17 protein-coding genes are annotated in these 22,598 nt (G+C 43.3%); all 17 read right to left on the reverse strand.

Annotation, left to right across the window (positions count from 1 at the left end; genetic code table 11):
• Positions 1-16 precede the first annotated feature (16 nt).
• Positions 17-3,490, reverse strand: a complete 3,474-nt coding sequence (locus HUJ21_RS00555; protein ID WP_291366386.1) for a hypothetical protein — start codon at positions 3,488-3,490, stop codon at positions 17-19.
• A 56-nt stretch (positions 3,491-3,546) separates the two neighbouring features.
• Positions 3,547-7,257 (reverse strand): ATP-binding protein, encoded by a 3,711-nt coding sequence (locus HUJ21_RS00560; protein WP_291366388.1) that lies wholly within the window; start codon positions 7,255-7,257, stop codon positions 3,547-3,549.
• A 126-nt stretch (positions 7,258-7,383) separates the two neighbouring features.
• Positions 7,384-7,635, reverse strand: a complete 252-nt coding sequence (locus HUJ21_RS00565) for a hypothetical protein (protein WP_291366390.1) — start codon at positions 7,633-7,635, stop codon at positions 7,384-7,386.
• 43 nt (positions 7,636-7,678) lie between these two features.
• The gene (locus HUJ21_RS00570) at positions 7,679-8,233 is read right to left on the reverse strand and encodes a DUF420 domain-containing protein (protein WP_291366392.1); all 555 of its coding nucleotides are present in this window, start codon (positions 8,231-8,233) and stop codon (positions 7,679-7,681) included.
• Positions 8,220-8,891, reverse strand: a complete 672-nt coding sequence (locus HUJ21_RS00575) for an SCO family protein (protein WP_291366395.1) — start codon at positions 8,889-8,891, stop codon at positions 8,220-8,222. The genes HUJ21_RS00570 and HUJ21_RS00575 overlap by 14 nt, the downstream gene beginning before the upstream one ends.
• 72 nt (positions 8,892-8,963) lie before the next feature.
• Positions 8,964-9,290 carry a cytochrome C oxidase subunit IV family protein gene (locus HUJ21_RS00580; protein WP_291366397.1) on the reverse strand — a complete coding sequence of 109 codons (327 nt, stop codon included), beginning with the start codon at positions 9,288-9,290 and terminating at the stop codon, positions 8,964-8,966.
• A 23-nt stretch (positions 9,291-9,313) separates the two neighbouring features.
• A complete protein-coding gene (locus tag HUJ21_RS00585) occupies positions 9,314-10,084 on the reverse strand; it encodes a cytochrome c oxidase subunit 3 (protein WP_291366399.1) in 771 nt (256 codons plus the stop codon).
• Between the two features lie 22 nt (positions 10,085-10,106).
• Positions 10,107-10,688 carry a cytochrome c oxidase subunit 3 gene (locus HUJ21_RS00590; protein ID WP_291366401.1) on the reverse strand — a complete coding sequence of 194 codons (582 nt, stop codon included), beginning with the start codon at positions 10,686-10,688 and terminating at the stop codon, positions 10,107-10,109.
• Between the two features lie 6 nt (positions 10,689-10,694).
• A complete protein-coding gene (gene cyoE, locus HUJ21_RS00595; RefSeq protein ID WP_291366403.1) occupies positions 10,695-11,597 on the reverse strand; it encodes a heme o synthase in 903 nt (300 codons plus the stop codon).
• Positions 11,594-12,688 carry a COX15/CtaA family protein gene (locus HUJ21_RS00600; RefSeq protein ID WP_291366405.1) on the reverse strand — a complete coding sequence of 365 codons (1,095 nt, stop codon included), beginning with the start codon at positions 12,686-12,688 and terminating at the stop codon, positions 11,594-11,596. The genes cyoE and HUJ21_RS00600 overlap by 4 nt, the downstream gene beginning before the upstream one ends.
• Positions 12,669-14,558 carry a cbb3-type cytochrome c oxidase subunit I gene (locus tag HUJ21_RS00605; protein WP_291366407.1) on the reverse strand — a complete coding sequence of 630 codons (1,890 nt, stop codon included), beginning with the start codon at positions 14,556-14,558 and terminating at the stop codon, positions 12,669-12,671. The genes HUJ21_RS00600 and HUJ21_RS00605 overlap by 20 nt, the downstream gene beginning before the upstream one ends.
• A gap of 24 nt (positions 14,559-14,582) precedes the next feature.
• Positions 14,583-15,614 carry a cytochrome c oxidase subunit II gene (locus HUJ21_RS00610; RefSeq protein WP_291366409.1) on the reverse strand — a complete coding sequence of 344 codons (1,032 nt, stop codon included), beginning with the start codon at positions 15,612-15,614 and terminating at the stop codon, positions 14,583-14,585.
• A 24-nt stretch (positions 15,615-15,638) separates the two neighbouring features.
• Positions 15,639-16,925 (reverse strand): quinol:cytochrome C oxidoreductase, encoded by a 1,287-nt coding sequence (locus HUJ21_RS00615; RefSeq protein WP_291366411.1) that lies wholly within the window; start codon positions 16,923-16,925, stop codon positions 15,639-15,641.
• Positions 16,925-17,551, reverse strand: a complete 627-nt coding sequence (locus HUJ21_RS00620) for a cytochrome c (protein WP_291366413.1) — start codon at positions 17,549-17,551, stop codon at positions 16,925-16,927. Before HUJ21_RS00620 ends, HUJ21_RS00615 begins: the two co-directional genes overlap by 1 nt.
• A gap of 14 nt (positions 17,552-17,565) precedes the next feature.
• On the reverse strand, positions 17,566-18,096 hold the full coding sequence (locus HUJ21_RS00625; protein ID WP_291366415.1) for a DUF3341 domain-containing protein: 531 nt from the start codon (positions 18,094-18,096) through the stop codon (positions 17,566-17,568).
• A gap of 2 nt (positions 18,097-18,098) precedes the next feature.
• Positions 18,099-19,463, reverse strand: coding sequence for an NrfD/PsrC family molybdoenzyme membrane anchor subunit (gene nrfD / locus HUJ21_RS00630; protein ID WP_166148994.1), 1,365 nt, complete (start codon positions 19,461-19,463; stop codon positions 18,099-18,101).
• A gap of 17 nt (positions 19,464-19,480) precedes the next feature.
• The gene (locus HUJ21_RS00635; protein ID WP_291366418.1) at positions 19,481-22,576 is read right to left on the reverse strand and encodes a TAT-variant-translocated molybdopterin oxidoreductase; all 3,096 of its coding nucleotides are present in this window, start codon (positions 22,574-22,576) and stop codon (positions 19,481-19,483) included.
• Positions 22,577-22,598 lie beyond the last annotated feature (22 nt).

Consider the following 22,598-nt stretch of genomic DNA (forward strand, 5'->3'; position numbering starts at 1 on the left):
ACCCGGTTATGCCTAATCAGAACAAGGCCGAGACTTGCATGCGACCGGTATGCACCAATTGATCCAGCCCCTGAGAATTCCTACCCTCATAAACCACGTTCAGTTGAAGCCCTTCTCCTATTTTTTGAAGCCAATTCAAGCTCCAGATGGTATTGCTGCCGGGAGTAAGTGCCTGAAGCATCTCATATCCCGTAGGACTGTTAATCTGCCCGTTATAATCGATGTAGGTATACTTTACCTGGGCATTGAGGGTAGTTTGGATGGCTTTGGAAATCCGAAGGCTCAACACCGCTTCATGGAGCTGGGCTTTTTCATCAAACTCCGGATTGGCCAGGTTTTCCTTCTGGGTAATCCGGTACTGGAAAGTACCTCGCAGGGATGGGGAAGGCTGCAGCTTAAACTCCGGCCCAAGGGTATTTTGCTGAATGGTATAGTTGCGGTTTTCCAGAAAATCAGAGGCGGAAAACCTTGAACCTTTGTTCCAAAAAAGCAGCATATTCCACTTGGAATCAATGGAATACCGGGCGTTCAGCCGCCAATCGTCCTGGGAGACTTCTTCAAATCCCCCCGTCAGCAACTGCTTTTGGTGGCTATTGAAAAAGGATACATCCATCCCGTACTTGGAAGAAGCCCGGTTAAAATAAAAGGAAGAGCGAAAAGTCTGGCGCAGGGAGAGCAAGGCTTCATCCCCCGTCCCTGCCAGAAGGGGACTGATCCGCTGGAAAAAATCCCTGGATGTGATTTTTTTCTCCACATTCCAGTTGGTGTTATTTGAAAATTTTGACAGCCAGCTTTTCAATCCGCCATCCTCCTTCCAGGATACCGGAAACTTCCCACTCAAGCGATAATTGAAAAGAGTTGTATACGCTTGTATATAGGTGTCTGTGGGTACGAAAACCTTGATATAGGATTTTTCTTCCGGATTGATGGCCAGGTAGAATTCATTCAGTTGTTGAACTCCATCTTCATTGTCATCCCTCCAGGTATGGGTTCCTTCCCCGGTTGGAACAGGAAGAAATACAAATTCACGTCTAAGCTCTCTTCCATTTCCCAGGGCATAGGTAAATTCATTGTTTAGGTTATTACCAAATAGTGAACTCCGGTAATCCAGTTTTCCCATGACGGTAGTTTCTTCCTGCAGGTCCCTGTTCAAAAAGGAAAGTTCCCTATAGGTAAAGGAGCCATTGACAACATGAGGCCCAAAATTACCTTTCAGGCTGTAATTGGTAACAAAAGCTTTGGTATCCGGCACCAACTGCCCGTTGTATACCGCTTGATCCTCCCTGAGACTTGCTGAAGCAAAGAATTGAAATTTTAAGCTGTCACTGCTCTGAAGGGAAAACAGGTGTTCCCCGAAATTCATGGCCGTACTGACTACATTTTCGGTGTTTGGGTTGGAAACCACATTTCGATCCAGATTATACCTGTACCCGGGAACCAAAACCCTATTCAGGTAATTGACCTCACCCTGATACCGCAGCCACTCGGAACGCAAAGGAAACACATCGCTTTTCAGGTGAAAGAAATCATTTTTAACAAGTAAGTGCTTTCCGAATTTTTGATTGACTTTGGCCCTTTGTTGCATCCCGGAAAGTACTCCGGACCTGTTTCTGAGGTCTAGTCCATAGGAAAATAAATTGTCCTGGTCCTTTACCAGTTCCGCTTTGGCATGAAACAGCTTTTCAGCAGCATTTTCTGTGCCATCAACATTAATTAGCCCCCAATCGCGGTCAAATTCTATGAACCTCAGGCGGTCTATAAATGAAAAATCTGCCGCATTATACTCCACCGTAGACAGCCCATTAAATTGATATCCTTTCATCGCTTTGAACGACCTGCCTTCAGAACGAACCCCGGCTTTCAGGGCATGGCCCACATTGTCTTCATTGTCAATTGTAGAAAACAAGTTTTCATCGGTGTTTGAAATGGCCCATTCTGTAAAAACCCTTTCGTGGTCTCCAAGTTTTATTTCAGTACCTGCGGTAATCATCTGCTTTTTATTGGGAGCAGGCAACGGGGACCTTATGGAGAAATTTCCCTGAGAAACCCCATTTACAGGGGGGACATATTCATATACAGCACCATTAGCCAATTGTCGTTGCCGGCGGTAATTTCCATTGCCGGAGCCTACCTCGGTAAACCCAATGACAAAAAATGTCTGTTCCGGGTTCGTGCTATGGGCATAGTAGGTAATTGTTTCCCCTGCTTCATTTGTTTCCGTCACCTTCCGGTACATGATCCTGTTTGGATCAAAAGGAATACTGTCTATTCTGGGTACCGCTGCCGCATTAATATTGTCTCCCACTGCTGCCAACAATCTTTTATCAGTGTCTGAAAGCCCGGTAAAAAGAGGTCTGTTCCTGTCATCCTTTTCCCTGTAATAGTTAAAATATACCTTTACTTTTCCATTATTCTGTATATGGTTTGCGGTGAGAATGGACCTGGAAAAATTTCTTTCCGCATATTCAAAATCTATTCGGACCCTGGAATATTGGGTGATCATGACTGTAGGCGTGAATGTAATCTCGCCCTGATTGTAATCTATGACGTAGTCATGGTTAAAACCTCTCTTCAACTGCTTGCCATCCAAAAACACCTTTTCTGAATTTGCCATGATAATAACAAATCTTTCATTTCCCGGACCCCTTACCCGGTAAGGTCCGGATACACCTTCCAAAACATCCAGTATCATCGAGGCAAATTTACCTTTGGCGATGGCGGCACCAACCTGGGAGGAAGCTTCCCAGCCCTTATTCATATCATAGCCTGAAGTGAATTGTAATCCCTGTACGTTCTTGTAGTAGCGCAGAAATTCTGATTGTCGTTGCTGGAGTACCACATCCCCTCCGGCCAGGTTTATTTTGTCATTGTAAAGTTCAATCAGCACATTATCAAAATCCTGAATTTGTTGCGTATTGCCTTCCGGTTGAAAAGGCACATTCTGATCTGTTATACTGGCCCGGATATTCAGGTTATCAGCCAACTCTCCATCCATCTGAAGGTTCAGTGCGGAATTGACAAAGACATTCTGGGCATTCCCGAATGAGATGCCCCTGGTCAGGTTTCCGGATTGATTGAGTTTGTCCGAGGTAAAAACTTGCTCCCTGAAATCCAGGGAAGGAATCTTTTCCCGCGGACTATCCTTAAAAAACGCCAGGGAATCATAATCAGCTGAAAGAGACCGCTTGCGGTAAACCTGATGAAAAGAGAAAGACAAAGCCTGATAACAAAACAACAGGGAATCGGGCAGAGGACCGTCTCCGGCAACCGAAATCCTACCACTATTGATGTCATAATTGTGGTCAAGTTGATTTCCGCTTGGGTCAATAACCCTGATAGTGGAATCCAAAACGGTCATGGAGTCCAAAAGAAAGGTATGGGTATCCTGGCCTACCTTTCTCCAGCTGCATACCTCTTCCTGGGATTGGGCTATAAAAACTGCCCCCTGAAACACCAAAAGAAAAGTAAAAAAATACTTCGCCAGCCACATAACACATACAATTACAGGGCACTAAAGTAACAATTTCTGCCGGATAATTTTACCCCTTAAGCCACCAGAGGAAAAAGCAGGTAAAACACCGTACCCGAATCCTTGGACGTTTGGAACCATATTTTGCCACCCGCAGTTTCTACCCCTCTTTTGGCTATGGCCAGACCCAAACCTGATCCTTCGGATTTGGTACTGAAATTGGGTAGAAAGACCTTTGCCTTTAAATCCGCATCAATACCTTTGCCATTGTCCCTGATCGCTAGTTTTACCTGGGCTTCATTCTCAATGGTAAGTTGAATGTGAATGATGGGTTTTCTATCTTCCGGAACGGCCTGAATACCATTGATGATCAGATTGGAAATCACCCTGCCATAAAGTTTTCGGTCTCCCATGATAATGATTCCCTTTTCCCCGGGGGTTTCATCTTCAAATTCAATGAGGGCGTCCTCTCTGTTACAATACAAGGAAACCGCTTCCGTCACGACTTCCCGAAAATCCAGTTCCTTGTTTTGGGGAAGAGGCATTTTAGCAAACGTAGAAAAGGAACTGGCAATGTCACTCAGGGTGTCCACCTGGTGAATGATAGACATAATGGGTTTATCCAGGGCTCCGGCATGATTCAATTTGTTTTCACCCTGCAGGCGCAACAGGTGCTGCAAGGTAAGTTTCATAGGGGTAAGCGGATTTTTGATTTCGTGAGCTACCTGCTTGGCCATTTCTCTCCAGGCAGACTCTTTTTCATTGGAAGCAAGCACCTTTTTACTGGTTTCCAGCTTGAACAACATGTTGTTGTATTCATTGACCAGCAAGCCTATCTCGTCCTTTGACGGCCATACCATGTATTCGTTGTTTTCCAGATTGGTTTCTTTGAGCTTTTGGGTAAGCAATCGGAATGGTTGGGTAAGGTGCTTGGAGACAAAATAAGAAATGATTAAAAATATAAGGAACATCACCACAAAAATGATCAGGATATTACTGAAAACCTCAGTGATCATCAGGTTCAGCTCTTCCTCGGCCTCAAAAAAGGGAATGGCAATGATGGCTTGCAGCTTTTGGCTTTCTGCGTGTTTCAAAGCCAGGTAAACGGTTTTAAACTGCATGTTTCCTACCCATTCGGTTTGGAGCAGCCGGTTTTCCATGGATTCTATAATGGCCGCATAAGCTTTGGGATGCAGGAAATGAGACAGGATTTTTTTATCAAAGATGGCAGGCTGATTGGTGGCCAATAACTTGCCTTCAGGAAGATAAAGATTGATGTCCGTATCCGTTGCACTCGCAAGAGCGTATAATTCATCGTTGAGTTCCTCTTTATTCAGCCCATTGAACTGATTTCCAGCTACACTCCTGCTTAGATTTTCCCGGATAATACCCGCTTTTTGAAAATATTGCCGGTTCAGGTCCTCGGTATAGGAATGGCTAAGAAATCCTACCGATATCACACTGATGATCAGCATGGGAAAAAAGAAGGCAAAATTCAGGTACAACTGAAGTTTAGTGGCATAGTTGTAACGGAGTTGGTTGATTCCAGCCAATAACAGAAAAACACTGATCGAGATCAGTGTGAAGATCAAATAACAGACAAAAAAGAAGGCTACGTCAGCAAGAATATAGTTGTTGGGATATTGTGCGGAAGTAATGACAATGATTTTATCGTTGAACTGTACACCAAAATGATGAAATCCTCCAAGATGTACTCCTTTTTGATAAAGGTTTTGGTTTTGAAAGATTTCCTCCATGTCTTCGCTCCGGTAGCTGTACAAGCCAGCACTGTACTCCAATACACCATCATCAAAAATGGCAAAATCAAAATCATTTTCAATGTAATTGGAAGCATACTTATTATCCATCAGCAATTTGGGAAAGGCCTTTCCTGACTCCATCTGCTGCTGATTCAATTCGATAACAATGGTGCCCAGGAAAGCATCCGCTTTTTGAATCTTAATAAAGGAAACAAACCTGTTTCCCATATTGGTCTCTGTAGACCTGACATAAAACAAATTATGCACATGTGTGGCGTAATCACTGTTCATGTACTGTCTTTTGTATTCTTCCAGGTCCGGTTCATCCTCCTTGTTAGTGAGGTTTTGGCCAGATGGATTGTAAAGGGCTATTTTCTGACTATACTGATCAAAATACCCACTGAGATAAATTTTCCTTAATTTTCTCTCTATCGGTTCTTTGGAGAGCAGCGGGTCTGCAATTCTGTTTTGGATAAACAGATCCGATCTTATTCTATCCATTATTTCTTCCAGTAAAAATTCTCCCATCACATCCCTGTCAAGCATGATGTTATTGGCGAACTTTTGCTTGGACCTTACTTCATCATTCCTTTGGTGATGAAATGATGCTGCTCCTGTAATCACGGCTCCTATCAGGCAAGCAAAAAAGAAGGTCAGGAAGGTATTGAACTCCAACTTGAATAATTTATCATACAAGCGGAAACTTATGATAGCTACCAAAAGGATCAAATGGGCAAGGAATGCAATCAATAAAATAAAATTCCAGAAGATCAAAAATACCACTACAGGCAGGGAAAAGGCAACGAGCACCTTCAGGGAATAAAATTTATCACTATCTTTTTTGTAAAGGACCATATTTAACCCGATGAGGGTAAATAACAGGTAACCGGCTCCACCCAGAAAAACCACAAAAAGACTTATTGCCTTCAGGTAATTAAAATTGGGAATGGTCTCAATATTCAGGTTCCACTGTGCATTTTCTACAATGTTCAGGTAAAGGAAAAAATATAAAAACATCAGCAGGGTAGAAAGCAGGAAAGCTGCGGACAAATGAACCCAATCCGCATATTTTTCTCTGAATTGAATAAAATTGAAAAGTAATCGCTTTTGTCCCAATATGGCAATTACCATGCTCAAAACGATTAAATAACAAATGACATTAAGCAACAGATCCCCCAGGCTGGGGTTGATTATGGAAGAGGCATACAATCCGGGATCAAATATTCCAGCCTGAAAAAAATCATTTGGGAAGTTAAACGACAACATCAATAACCGGATGCAAGCAAGAATTAAAAAGGTATACAGGGTAGCTAATAATTTCCTGCCTTTGGTCCAAATTGTATACACAAAATCTCCCCCGATGATCAGTACCAGACCCAATAGAGAAAAGAAAAATACCAACAAGGTAGAATTGGTGGCATGACCCGGCGGACTATACCCTACCCGGAAAAGAATAGAAAACAAATAGTCCTCACCGAAATAGACATCCTGATAATCTTCTTCACTATGAGGGGATAAAACGAATCGATCATTGCCGAAAGTGTCCTCATTGATACCATCGGCCAGGTATTGGTTTTCTATGTTTACTTTGCTGATCAGCGGATGCACCTGGAGCAACCAATAATATTGATCGTTGCGGGAGATTTTTTTTAATTTGGTAAAATATACTCCGCGGTTATTCTCTAAGAGTTGGTATTTTTTAGTAACCGAAAAACTTTCAAAATCGGGAACCATTTCAATATCAGACCAATACACCAACTCACCTTCTTCGGAAAAAAGGTAAAAGGGGTACTGGTGCGTGACATTCAAAGTAGAAAAAGCAATTTCGCTTTTGGACCCGTTTCCCATTACAATTTGGATGTAATCGGCATCAAAACCCTTGATCACCTCGGCAAGTCGCTCCTCCAGTTTTGATAAGTGCAATTCTGGCTCATGGGTTTCACCATAATCCAGGAAAAAATTCAATGACAATACCACTCCTAAAAGGAGTATGGAAATCATCAGAATTAACCTTCTTTTCTTAAGCATACAGGAGGGTTAGCAATACTCTATTCAGTAGCTTACCAGCAAAATCTGTTCTAATCTACTCCCGAAAAGCAAATCAATAAAAAATAATTCGGAAGTTAGAAAAAACCATGCTACCGCGGAATAAACCTACCGAAATGAAAACTTCTTTTTCTTTTTGGCATTTTTGTACCAAATATAAGCCAGAACCGACAAAAGGATATATGGAGCAACAAACAAATACAAGATTCCCAAATTTAATCCAGCCCCCACTGTAGTGTCGCCGTTGCTGACATTATTTTCTATTGTAGCCCGACACATGGCACATTGGGCTAAGGACACCTGCAAGGTACCAGCACTAAACAAAAACAAAGCAAAGAGAAATTTTATAAACTTACTCATCAGTAAATAAACGGTTTCAGGTTAAATAAAGTTCTTTCAGGCTTCAATGGCTGTAGTAAGGACTGATCATGAGGTACACAATTACGCCGGTAACGGTCACATACAACCATATGGGGAAGGCATATTTGACAACAGACCGGTGTTTACTGTATTTTCCGGTGTATCCATAATAGTAAGCCCACAAAATGGGAAACAGAGCCACCGCGGCAAGGACTATATGAGTAATCAACAGGAAATAATACAGTCCCCTGATCCAGCCCTCTCCTCCAAAAGAGGTGCTCTCTGCTGCTGCATGGTATATCACATAACTGATAAGAAATACTGCTCCCAGTCCAAAAGCTGTAGTCATGGACACTTTATGCCAGGTGATTTTTCGCTGTTTGATAAAATAAACTCCCAACAACAAGGCAATGGTAGCTGCCGAATTGATCACAGCATTGAGGTGAGGGAGAAAATAAACCCATTCCTCTCCTATGCTTACTTTTGATGGCATGAATAGCAAAACGGCCACAAGAATAGGGACCAAAACAGAGATGAAGGTAATCCAACCGGTAATGGCCTTATTTTGAACTTCAAGGCCGGCATTATTCTTTATCATAAAGCAAAATTTTTGTTTCCAATATCAATTGATCCACCCCTTCTCTTTGCGTGCCACTGTAATAACCCCTTATTCTGCCAGATTCATCTACCAGTACAAATTTATCGCTATGGATAAAATCATCCGGATTACCCTCCCCGTCAATGGTGGGCAATACAAAGCCACATCTGGCCAACTCATAGGTCAATTCCTTATCACCGGTAAGGAAATACCATTTGTCTTTTTCTGCCATGTGCCTGTCAGCGTAAGCAGCCAGAACTTCAGGTGAATCATATTCCGGATCAATGCTGATGGAAAAAATCTGTACCTGCTCCTCATCCCGAAAGGCATCCTGTACCCGCTCCATCTCTGCAGACATTACCGGACAAATACTGGGACAGCTTGTAAAGAAAAAATCAACAATAGTGATTTTTCCCTCCATGTCTTCCCTGCCAATGCTCCTGTTCAGGTGATCTGTAAAAACAAATTCAGGGATAAAATGCTGTCCCGTATTTTCGCCATAATCGCATTCCTGATAAGGATCCTCTACCCCTTGCTCATACAGAATGGGAATATCATATTCGTTGGAGGTGAAACCCCTTAAAAACAAGATAATCAATACCGGAATCATCAACACACAGACCAACACCATGATCTGAATAAACCGCAACATTTTCATAACCTTTATAACAAAAAAAATGGTTGAAGATTCCACTCCAACCATTCATATATTTACAATTATTTACCTCATTTACCAGCGCATCAAGAAGATGTCGGAACCTTCCTTGAAAAGGGCGATGATCAACCAGATAAGAAAGATCAAAGGGACGATAATGGAATAAAACAAAGGCTTGACTTCATCTCCCAGGTGCATGAACTCCATCATGATGTACTTGGCCTTAACTATGGTAAGTACGATAAAGATGATATACAGGAACATCCCCCGCTCCATGGTGAAAGCCAATAAGAATTCTACAGCCGTTACCACCAGTAGGATCAAAGCCGTCATCCAGATTTTCTTAATTTTTGCGGAATCTCTCGGAATTACTTCCAGCCCGCTTTTATTTTCTTGTGCCATAAGTCAAATATGCTTTATATATACTAGATCAGATAGAAAAAGGTAAATACAAATACCCAAACCAGGTCTACAAAGTGCCAGTACAGTCCGATTTTTTCAATCATTTCATAATGCCCCCTGTTTTCGTAAACACCTACAGCCGCCTGGTAAAAGGCCAGAAACAAAAGGAATACTCCGATTGTTACGTGAAAACCGTGAAAACCCGTGATAAAGAAAAACAATTGTGCAAAGGGTGCAGGTCCGTATTCATTGACAATAAGATTTGCCCCATACACGGTTTCTGAAACCACGTTGCCCAAAGAATTGACATAGGTAAGCATGGCACCTTCATCTGTGCCATGAATAAAGTGTGTCCATTCCCAGGCCTGACAACTCAAAAAGGTAATGCCTCCCAATAAGGTCCAAAGCATCCATTTTACCACATCTTTTTTATCATTCCTGTGGCCAGCCTCTACTGCCAATACCATTGTCACTGAACTAAGGATCAGGATAAAGGTCATCAGTCCAACAAAGACCAAAGGAAAATGGCCTCCATGTACAAAAGGAACAGCATCAAAGATCATTTCAGGAATGGGCCAATACTCATTGGAACTGACAAAATCAGCCGCTTCTCCCCCATAAGCCGGATAACTGACCCTGATAGCTCCATAGGTGATCAGAAAGGCCGTGAAAGTAAAAATATCAGAAAGCAGGAAAAACCACATCATCAGTTTTCCATAACTGGCCTTTAGCGGTTCATTTCCTCCACCCCAAACACCTCTTTTAGATTGGATTTCAATAGCAGTCGAAGACATAGGATATAAATTAACTTATATTTTAATGATTTAAAAGCAAAAACATGAACAAATACAACCAAAGGCCTCCCAAAAAATGCCAATAAGTCACACACATATCCAACTGTGACAAATTTTGAGAATGAATCTTATTTCTTAAAGCCGAAATTAATACAATAATTAGAAAAATCACACCGCTAACCAGATGTATTCCATGCAAACCGGTAAAAACATACATAAATGAACCTGCCGGGTTACCCACGAAATATACATCCTGAGCAACTAGTGCCACCCAACTGTACCATTGACCTATCAAAAAGCCCAGCCCGAGTATTGTGGTGATGATCAATCCGATTTTGAGGGTATTGAAATCGTCCTTTCTCGCCGAAAGGTAAGCCCAATGAAGACTGATGCTGCTCAGAACAATGATAGCCGAAGAATACCAAAAAACATTAGGTAAATCGAATTCTAACCAGTTTCCCTCGGATTGACGAACAATGTACGCACTGGTCATACCAGCAAATATCATGACCACACTTACAATGAAAAGCCATAAGGCAAATTTCTTCGGATGCATGGATAGGGGTTGTTCCGCCCCTTCTACAAATGCTAATTTCTCTTCCATACCAAACTAAATTTTATCCAATAAATAAGCAATTTGTACTATCGGCAAATACAGAAAGGATCCGAACATGATTTTTAAGGCTGATTTTCTGGAACAGTCTTTCATCAGCGAAAAAGTCTGCGCCAAAAACAATACCCCACAAATAGTAGCCACCACACCTGAATTTAAACCGGTAAAACCGAAATAAGTAGGCAACAAACCAAGTGGCAGTAAAAACAGGGTATAGATCATAATCTGAATGGCCGTATTCAAATCCTTCTGACCACCGGATGGAAGCAGCTTAAATCCAGCTTTTTTATAATCTTCATCACTCACCCAGGCAATGGCCCAGAAATGAGGGAACTGCCAGATAAATTGTATACCGAATATAATCAGTGCCTCATAGGAAATGCTACCCGTGGCAGCTGTCCAGCCCAAAAGCGGAGGCATGGCCCCGGGAATGGCCCCTACCAGTACAGCTATAGGGCCTACCCTTTTTAAAGGGGTGTATAAAAACACATAAAGAATCATGCTCAAAACACCCAGACTTGTAGTCAGCCAATTGGTAAAAAAACCTAAGAGAGCTATTCCCAACGCAGCCGATATAATGGTAAACCAGTAGGCCTCATTTACGGAAATGACCTGCATGGGAAGTGGGCGGTTTTGGGTTCGCTTCATCAGCTTGTCATATTCTCTTTCCTTTATCTCATTGGCTGCTCCTGAGGCCCCGCTTACCAGAAAGCCACCAGCGATAAGCGCCACGAAGGTGCTCCAGGAAAACACCTGCCCGGAATGGCCCAAAATAAAACCAAACACGGCAGAAAAAGTAACCAATGCCGATAACCTTACTTTAAGCAATTCCATATAAGCGCGTAACCTTACAGCCAGCGTGTCGAAAAAAAACTTTTCAGATAAACCTAATGTACTCATACCAAAGCAATATTTTTAGGATGCATTTTTTCTACACCCAACTCAAGCCAAATATAATACTGAAATCCAATAATAAGAGATCCTAATAACAAATGTATGGGCTGAATAAAAGCAGGAATCCCAAAATAAGCCATCAATACGCCGGACAATATCACCGTCAGCAATAATCCCAAAAGCCAACTGAATTGCCTGAAAATCGCCGGATTGATATCTTTTCGCCTATAAAAGCTATAGGCAAGGTAAAGGTGGAGTCCCAACAAAACCAAGGAAAAAGACCGGTGTACATAAAACGTAATGCCCAATTCATCAATCCAGGCAAAACGATCACTGTAACCGTAGTCTGCTGCAATCAAGTCTATATGCTCTCTCACTTGTGTTCCCAAAATTATCTGCAATACCATAAGGAATATTCCAAAGCCCAATACCGACCTGTAAACCGATGGGCTTTGTCCACTGGACAAATTATTTCCCTTATTTCCTGTAAGAAGTGTTCCGGACCTGAAATGAATGTACAATAACAAACACACCAGAATGAGGGCCACTATCATGTGTACACTAATCATCCACTGCAATAGGTTGGTGGAAACTACAATTGACCCCAACCAGCCCTGAAATATGACCAGCACCAATGAAAGAAAAGCCAATAAGGTAATTTTTGGATCTACTTTCCGCAATCTAACCGAATAAGCAAATGTCAAAATGATTAACAATCCTATGAGTGCACCAATCAATCGATTGATATATTCAATCCAGGTTTTAGTAGCATTGAAGGGTTCGTGGTCCAGAATACTTTTATCCTGTTGAATTTCCACGGCTAAGGCAGAAAAACCCAATGAACTCAGAAGGGAAGCAAAACGGTCGTTCTTTTCCACCCTTTGGGCAACATAGATTTCCGCATAATTTTTTGGGAGCTGATCCACCGAGGTAGGTGGAACCCAGCTCCCGAAACATTTTGGCCAATCGGGACAACCCATTCCTGCCCCTGAGCTACGGACAATTCCCCCGACCAGGATAAGAAAGAAAACAGCCACCGTAGTATTAAAACTTATCCTACGGAAGCTGTAAATATGATTACGATTCTTTTGATTCATTCGCTACCAATACATCCCCTTCTTCAGCCATGATCTCTTTTTCCAACTGAACAAGTTTATTCTCATGAGGAAGATTTGATTCAGGAGTCGCGGATAAAGGCACAGTTTGCTGAATAAAATCTTCCCTGGCTCCCGGCTTACTGTAATCATAAGGCCATCTGTAAACAGCAGGAATTTCGCCAGGCCAGTTTCCATGGCCGGGATGAAGGGGTGTTGTCCATTCCAGGGTATTGGATTGCCATGGATTGAGCGAAGCCTTCCTTCCCTTGTACATGCTGTAGAAGAAGTTAAATATAAAGATGAACTGTGCCACAAAGGTAACAATGGCTGCCACGGACACGAACATATTCAAATCGGTATACATGTCCGAAAAGGAGAAGTTGGTCCAGCTGTAATACCTTCTTGGGAAGCCGGCAATACCAATGTAATGCATGGGGAAAAACACCATGTACACACCGACGAAAGTGAGCCAGAAATGAACGTGACCCAACTTTTCATCCATCATTCTACCAAACATTTTCGGGAACCAGTGGTATACACCTGCCATCATTCCAAAAAAGGAGGCTGAACCCATTACCAGGTGAAAGTGGGCCACAACGAAGTAAGTATCGTGAAGCTGTATATCTATGGCTGAATTACCCAGGAAAATCCCGGTCAATCCACCGGATATAAAGAATGAAACCAAACCTATGGAAAACAACATCCCCGGTGTAAATCTCAGGTTACCCCTCCACAACGTGGTCAGGTAGTTGAATACTTTTACTGCAGAAGGAACAGCAATGATCAAAGTCAGGAACATGAATATGGAACCCAGAAATGGATTCAACCCTGACACAAACATGTGGTGAGCCCATACCACAAAAGACAATATGGTAATGCCCAGCATGGAAATGATCATGGCCTTATAACCAAATATTGGTTTCCTTGAATTGGTAGCTATAATCTCAGAAGTAATACCTAATGCCGGCAGAAGTACAATGTATACCTCAGGATGCCCTAAAAACCAAAACAAATGCTGGTACAAGACTGCACTTCCTCCGGTGTTTGGCAGTGCCTCACCCCCTATGTAAATATCAGACAAGTAAAAACTGGTACCAAAACTTCTGTCAAATACAAGCAGCAAGGCAGCAGAAAATAAAACAGGAAAAGACAACAATCCAATCACAGCAGTAAGGAAGAATGCCCAAATGGTCAGGGGTAATCTGGAAAACGACATGCCTCTGGTCCGTAAATTAATTACAGTAGTGATGTAATTGATCCCTCCCATTAAGGAAGAGGCGATAAAAAAGGTCATTGCAATCAGCCAAAGGGTCATTCCCAATCCGGATCCGGGTATGGCTTGCTCCAGGGCGGAAAGTGGCGGATAAACCACCCAGCCTCCAGCTGCGGGACCTTTTTCCAGAAAAAGAGAAGCAAACATGATAACGCCGGAAATAAAGAAAAACCAGTAAGAAAGCATGTTCATAAAACCGGAAGCCATATCCCTTGCTCCAATCTGAAGTGGTATCAGAAAATTAGAGAAAGTACCACTCAGACCTGCTGTCAATACAAAGAAAACCATGATGGTACCGTGCATGGTGACCAAGGCCAGGTAGAAGTTTGGATCCAGTTTTCCGGAGGCATCAATCCATCCACCCAAAAGAGGTCTCAGAAAGGAAAGATCCATGTCAGGGAAACCCAATTGCAACCTGAAAAGAACAGAGAGAAAGCCTCCAATGAAAGCCCAGAACATACCTGATATCAGGTATTGTTTGGCTATCATTTTATGGTCAGTGGAGAATATATACTTCGTGATGAAGTTATCTTTGTGTTCATGGTCATGATGGTCATGATTGGAAACATCGTGAGCCGATACGTTTGCTACTGCCATGTTATCTTAATTTAATCAATGATATTATTCTTCGTTTATATATATTTCCGCCAATTCCTTCAAATCCGCTGGTAAATCAGCTACCAAATCAGGATTGCTTTTGATAAATGGTGTTTGCTCTGCCAGCCAAGTCCTGTATTCATCAGGCTCCACGACACGAATAACTTTTCTCATAGAGAAATGTCCGTTTCCGCATACTTCGGTACAAGCAATTTCAAATTCAAATTCCTCATCTCCCAATTCAGTCCTCATCTCTTCGGTAGTTTTATTAGGTACAAACCAAAACCGGGTAGGCATCCCAGGCACTGCATCCATTTTTAAGCGCATATGGGGCGCAAATACAGAATGCAATACGTCTCTGGCCCGAATTTTAAACAAAACTGGCTCGCCTTTGGGAATCACCACGTTTTGGGAAGGGAAATCGTCAAATGAGTTTTTATCTGTAAAATCAATGCCACGGGAATTGGTAGCATTGGTAAGCCGGTAATCATAGTCACCCAATGTATTGTCCATTCCCCCGTACCTGATATCCCAGGCAAATTGGTAACCCATGATTTCTACCACATGTGCCTCTTCAGGAGCTGGAGCGGTAATGTCTGACCAGGCTTTCCAACCGGATACCACCAATACAGTCAATACCACAGCCGGTACCAAAGTCCAGATGATCTCCAGCTTATTGTTGTCGGGATAATAGGCTGCTCTCCTGTCATCTCTGTATTGGTAATGGTAGCTGAACCAGAACAGTAAGATATGGGTAAGAATGAAAATAAAACCGGTAACAGCCATGGTAATCCAAAACAACCTGTCGGTTATGATACCATGTTCAGATGCTATGGGCATTTGGTAATTGTCAAATTCTTTGATGGAATACCAAAACATCAACACCCCACATCCTATAAGGAACACCATCATCAGGAAAGCATTTACCTTATTACTGGTGGTAGCAATCTTTTTATCAGAACCCTTGGCTACCGAAATCAAGGTTTGAATCCTATATACCATCCAAATCACCAGGATCAGGAGTATTACACCTATAGAAATAAGAAGTCCGTACATAATTTATAACTGTTTCGGTATTATTTAAATGTGATGATGATAACTTTCCTCCAACATGGGATGGTTTTTGGGTACCAAATTTTTCTTGGATAGATGGCTTAAAGCAACAAATGCAAACGCAGCACCATAAACCAGCAACATGCCCACTTCCATTAATCCCAATCCACCATTATGCCCCAGTGTTCCGGGTTGAACCATGAGAAAGAAATCCACCCAATGTCCAAAGATGATGAGGGTACAAACCAATTTAAGAAATATGTTGTGCCTTTTTGCATCTCTTGTCATAAGAACAAGGAAGGGTAAAACAAAGTTTAGTACAATATTTACAAATATATACGGTCCATACACGTCGCTGGATAGCCTTTCGATAAAGTATACCGACTCCTCAGGGATATTGGCATAATAGATCAGAAGAAACTGTGAAAACCAGATATAGGTCCAGAAAATGGAGAAAGCAAAAACAAATTTTCCCAGGTCATGGATGTGATTTTGATTGACCATTTCCAGATATCCCTGATCCTTCAGGAAAATAGTTACCAGGGTAATGGCAGACAGTCCCGCCACAAACCAGGAAGCAAAAACATACCATCCAAATAAGGTGGAAAACCAGTGGGTATCAATGGATAAAACCCAATCCCAGGCACTAACGGAAGAGGAAACAGCAAAAAACACAAGGAAAATAGCCGACCATTTCCTGATGGTGTACCAATAGGAAGTACCTCCATTGATATCTTCTTCCAGGGAAAGGCTTTTCAATTTATTGAAAAAGAAAATCCAAAATCCAAAGAACAAAACCATCCTCACAATATAAAATATGGGAAAACTCCCTTTCTCCATGGGCCAATAGAAAAAGTTACCTTTTCCATCAATGATCCTGTCATATTCCGGATCGTTAATATCGAAAATATAGCTATGCGTCCAGTGGAACAGATCGTGATTGGCAATAAAGAAGGTGGCCAACATCAGGACCGCTGCTATGGGCAACCAGTTTCCGAAGGAGATCATGATCCTTAGCAAAGCTGTAGACCAGCCTGCCTGGGCAGCATACTGAATGGCGAAAAAGAATACGCCTATAATGGCTATGCCTGTAAAATATACATTATTGATCCACAAATTGGCATACAATCTTTTGGTCCAGTGAAAGGCATGACCGCCTTCTTCACCCGCACCATGATGTCCTCCAAATGCTGCTGCAATGATTCCAATCAGTAAAAGGACAGCACCCAAACCGCCCAGGAAGAAAATAACCTTTTTTACCGGAGCGGTAAAATCAAATTTTTGATCCAAATTATAATTGCTTGCCTGTGCCATTATTGCGCTTGAATTTCTTGTTTAACATAGTGTACGATTTTCCACCTTCTGTCTGCGGGAATCTGTGATCCATGAGCCCCCATTCTGCCTTTACCATGGGTAATGACATGGAAAATATGGCCTTCAGGCAAATTGACATACGCCCCGCCTTTGAGGTTGGCAACACCGCCTATTACTGCCCCGACTTTTCCATCACCTTCTCCCCCGGCACCATGACAGGAAGAACAATATTGTATATACAGCTGCTGTCCTTCCGCCAAAACCTGATCACTGAGTTCAATGGGGTTTTCTACCAGTGCTGCTCCTTCAAGATCTGCTACTCTTAACCGGTAAGGCAACATGCCATCCGGGTTTCTGGGAACGGTATTGGCCACAGGCTTCCGCATGTTCATTCCATGGGGGTTGTTGGGGTTGCTGTTATAAAATTCCCCTTTTTCATCCTCCCTGTTGGAAAGCCACATGCCCTCTTCCTCGTTTCTAATTTGTGACAATGGCTCATAAGGTACCGAATGGTACATCTGAGGGGCATATTCGGTGCCCGGATAATCACCCTCGGCTTCACAGGAAGCCAATCCAAGTGCCAGGCCTGCTACAGCTATTGAATATATAGAAATTACTCTTTTCATTTGCTCCTGATTACTTATTCAAAACTTTTACTGTTCACTTCTGTCGCTCCCGAGTTCTTCAAAGCACTCTTGATTTGCTCCAGGTCAACTGAACCATTGCTGGCGATATCTATAGCCATAACGTGTTTGTCATCTGTGCTCCTCAAATCAAAAATCCTCGGTTGTGCCCAGGGCTTCAGGTTACTGCTGATCATGAAAACACCTACCATACCAAAAGCAGCCAACAAAACCGTCAATTCGAATGTAACCGGGATAAAATCCGGAAAAGCTGCATGGTCCTTTCCTCCAATGATCATCGGCCAGTCAAATTTCATCATGTAAAACTGCATGGTCAGTGCCAATGTGGTACCCAATAAGCCAAACAAAAACGCAGCTATGGGAAGTCGGCTTCTGGTATACCCCAATTCTTCATCAAGGCCGTGCACCGGATAGGGAGAAAATACTTCGTGAATCTTCACTCCTGCAGCCCTTACTTCCTTTACAGCGGACAATAGGATATCCTCATCGTCAAAAATCCCCAGGATAAAATGCTTGTCTCTTTCCATGATTATTTAATTGTTTTTTCAGATGAAGATTTCAAAACTGCTTTTACTTCTGCCATATTGATCACCGGGAAAAATTTGGCAAACAATAAAAATGCAGTGAAGAAAAAGCCAAAGGTAAACAGGTAAACCCCAACATCCGTGATGGTCGGATAAAACATCACCCAGGAAGAGGGAAGGAAATCCCTGTGAAGTGAAGTAACGATGATCACAAATCTTTCAAACCACATGCCGATATTAACTACCAATGAAAGGATAAAAGTCGCTGCGATGGAAGTTCTGATTTTTTTGAACCAGAAAAGCTGTGGGGAAATCACATTGCAGGTCATCATGGACCAATAAGCCCACCAGTAGGGACCAAACATTCTGTTCACAAAGGCATATTGCTCGGCCGCAACGCCGGAATACCAGGCCATGAAAAATTCAGTGATATAAGCAATACCTACAATAGACCCGGTAATGATAATCACAATATTCATCAGCTCTATATGACCAATGGTGATGTAATCCTCCAATTTGAATACCTTCCTGGTAACAATCATCAGGGTCAGTACCATGGCAAAGCCGGAAAAAATGGCTCCGGCCACAAAGTAAGGAGGGAATATGGTGGTATGCCAACCGGGAATCACCGAAGTAGCAAAGTCAAAGGATACAATGGTATGTACAGATAGTACAAGGGGTGTAGCCAAACCGGCCAATATCAGAGAAACACTTTCATACCTCATCCAGGTCCTGGCAGCACCGTCCCAGCCAAAGCTCAATGCTCCGTATATGGTTTTTCTTAATCCTGTAGCTCTGTCTCTGATGGTAGCAAAATCCGGAATCAGACCAATGTACCAGAAAACCAGAGAAACGGAAAAGTAGGTAGATATGGCAAATACGTCCCAAAGCAGGGGAGAATTAAAGTTTACCCAAAGTGATCCATAAGTATTGGGTAAAGGCAATGCCCAAATGGCCCCGATCCAGGGCCTGCCCATGTGGATCAAAGGGAATAGGGCTGCACATATTACTGCAAAAATGGTCATGGCCTCCGCTGCTCGGTTAATGGAAGTTCTCCACTTTTGCCTGAACAGCAGCAATACGGCAGAGATCAATGTTCCGGCGTGACCGATACCTACCCACCACACAAAGTTGGTGATATCCCAGGCCCAGCCAACGGTCTTGTTCAATCCCCACATGCCTATGCCTTCCCATAGGGTAGCGACCAGGGCAAGACTGCCAATCAAAAGTGTCCCAAGTGAAACCGCCAGTCCAAGCAGCCAGCCTACAGTCGGTTTTCCTTCGACCTGCCTGGCAATATCATTGGTAACGTCCTTGTATGTCTTACCGCCGGTAACCAGCGGCTCGCGTACGGGTGAAGTAACCTGCATATCTATCTGATTTATTTTTAAGCTTCGTTTTTATCCTTATTTCTGATTTTGGTAAAATACCAAACATTGGGGCTGACATTGATTTCCTCCAATACATGATAAGCCCGCTCTTCATTGACTTCCTTAATGGCCTCGGTAGAGTTTTCTTCAATCTTCAGCATTTTGGATACCCTGGATTCCGGATCATTCATGTCGCCAAATACCAGCGCTTCGGTAGGACAGGCAACCGCACAGGCCACATTGATATCGCCGTCTTTCACCTTTCTTTTCTCACGCTTGGCAGCCAGTTTCCCAGCCTGTATGCGTTGTACGCACATGGAGCATTTTTCCATTACACCCCTGGCCCTTACCGTAACGTCAGGGTTCAATACCATTTTACCCAAATCATCATTCTGAGCTGTGTTCACACCTGCGAAGTCTTTGTTATCGTGGTATTTGAACCAGTTGAAACGCCTTACTTTGTAAGGGCAGTTGTTGGCACAATACCGGGTACCGATACACCTGTTGTAGGTCATCTGGTTCAAACCTTCAGAGCTATGGGTGGTGGCCACTACCGGACAAACCGTCTCACATGGAGCGTTGTTACAGTGCTGACACATCATCGGCTGGAAAGTAACTTCCGGATTATCAGCCGCCTGCTCCAGTTCTTTATTGGAAGTAGCTTCTTCAGGGGAACTGTAGTACCTGTCTATCCTGATCCAGGCCATTTCCCTGCGGTTGAGCACTTCCTGCTTACCTACCACGGCCACATTGTTTTCTACCTGACAAGCCACCGTACAGGCCGCACAACCTATACAGGAATTCATGTCAATGGCCAAACCCCAGTGGTGCTGGCTGTATTTGTGTCCAGACCAAAGGGAAATTTTGCTGGGCTTTAAAAACTCTCCGTCTTTATAAATCTCAGGGTGATAACGCCCTGCACTGGCATCTTCTTTGTACTCTCCTAAAGTAGCTTCCTGTATGACGAAATCCCTGCCCATATAAGTCTGGTGAGTCTGAGTTTGGGCTATTTTATAGGGTTCGCCAGTGAGGCTGATTTCCACACCTTCGGTGACATCATAGTTGACATAGCCTTTGCTGGCGTTCAGCAGCGCATAAGCATTGACTCCCAGGCCATCGGCTACCCTGCCTGCGGAAGTGCGCCCGTAACCCAGGGCCAGTCCGAAAGTCCCCTCTGCCTGACCCGGCTGAACAAGTACCGGTACGGAAAAAGAAACTCCGTTAGCGGTAACACTGGCCATTTGGGTGGCACCTTCTTTCATGCTCAAACCATTGTCATTGGCCCATTTCTGGGATACTGTCAGGTAATTGTCCCAGGTCGCCTTAGAGATGGGATCCGGCATTTCATGCAACCATGGGTTGTTGGCAAATGCACCCGAACCGATGCCAACCTTTGTATATACGATCAATTCTGAGCCCGAACCCTGCGCCTTGTAGGCCTTGCCAACTGCTGTAGCAGCAGCACTGATACCTCCTGCCGGAGTCAATGGCTCAGTCACTTCTTCAGTGGAAGTTACCTGATAGACACCGTCATGCAGGCATTTGTCCCAAAAAGTCTGGAAGTCAGCAGTTTCCTGCTGGCCCTCAAATTGCATTTGCCAGCCTTCCCTTAGAAAATCATAATAGCTGGTCGTATTGCCTGCCCATTTTAAAAAGCTTTCCTGCGCCTGCCTTGTATTGAACAAGGGAGATATCGTAGGTTGGGACAAACTGTACATTCCCTTTTTTGGGTTGAAATCATTCCATGACTCCAGGTAATGGTGATCCGGAGCCAGGTATTGCACCAAAGCAGCTGTTTCATTTTTTACTTCAGAAGTAGATACGGATACCTTAGCTTTGCCTATGGCCTCTGACAGCGCCTGACCACCACCAAAATCATATACCGGATTGCAGTTATAAAAAATCACTGCGCCTACCCTGCCGCCATTCAGTTCGGTAATGAACTGGCTCATGCGGCTATCGTCACCTTTTCGGTAATAAACCGGATTTTGAAAATCAACTGTACTTCCGGTATTGCCCAGCAGCTCATTGATGGCATGCACCAGCACCTGAACATTGGGATCGTTGGATCCGGAAACGACCAAACCACTGCCCCTATTGGCCCAAAGTTCGGCTGCGGCTTTGGCCAGGTGTGGCAGATCCAGGTTGTTTCCACCTGCGGTACCAGCTCCTGCTTTTTGGGCGATCAGGTTGTGCAAGGTCAAAACAGCCAATCCACTTTGAGAAGCGGCTATGGGAGTTCGGTAATCTGCATTTGCTCCGGTCAAAGAAAGGGTAGATTCAAACTGGAAATGCCTGGACATATTGGGGTTCTCCTTGGAAATCTTCCTACCCTTGCTGTACTGCCTGGCAAATTCTATGGGAGAAATCCAGCTGCCCAAAAAGTCAGCTCCAAAGCTTACGATTACCTTGGCCTGGTCAAACTGGTAAGAGGGCAACATCTTTGACCCGTAATAGGTCTCGCTGGCCTTTGTGATACCGTAGTTAGAAATCGGATCATAGGTAATGTGTTCCACATCTCCGAAACGCTCGGCCATCTGGCTGATGGCCCTTTCCGTACCTGGTGATAATAGGGTATTTGACACAATTTTTACGGATCCGGCAGCTGCCAGTTTGCTGCCCAATTCTGCATCAAGAGTAGCCCAATCAGCGGGCTGACCGTTGATCTGTGGCCCTGTCAATCTGGCCTTATCATATAAAGAGAGCACTGAAGCTTCTACAATGGCATTGGTCCCTCCCTGGGTGATAGGAGAAAGTTTGTTACCATCAATTTTAATCGGACGACCTTCCCGGGTTTTGACTACTACCGAAGCATAGTCACCACCGTTGGCAAAGGTAGAGGCATAATAATTAGGTATGGAGGGGTTTACGTCAACAGGCTTATTCACGTAGGGAATCGCCTTTCTAACAGGAGCTTCACAAGCTGCCAGAGAAGCAGCTGCTACACTGAAACCCATCATTTTCAGAAAGTCTCTCCTGGAAGAAGCACCATCTTCTGTTTGATTTTTCTTAGCGGTAAAGCCAGGGAATTCCTGATCTGCGTTTTTTACAAACTCGGGATCGTTCGTCAACTGCTCTAACCCTTTCCAATATGTCTTTTTATTTTCTTTCATTGTATATTAAAGAAAAGAATGT

Origin of the sequence: Cyclobacterium sp. (assembly GCF_014762705.1) — a bacterium.
Taxonomy (GTDB): Bacteria; Bacteroidota; Bacteroidia; order Cytophagales; family Cyclobacteriaceae; genus Cyclobacterium.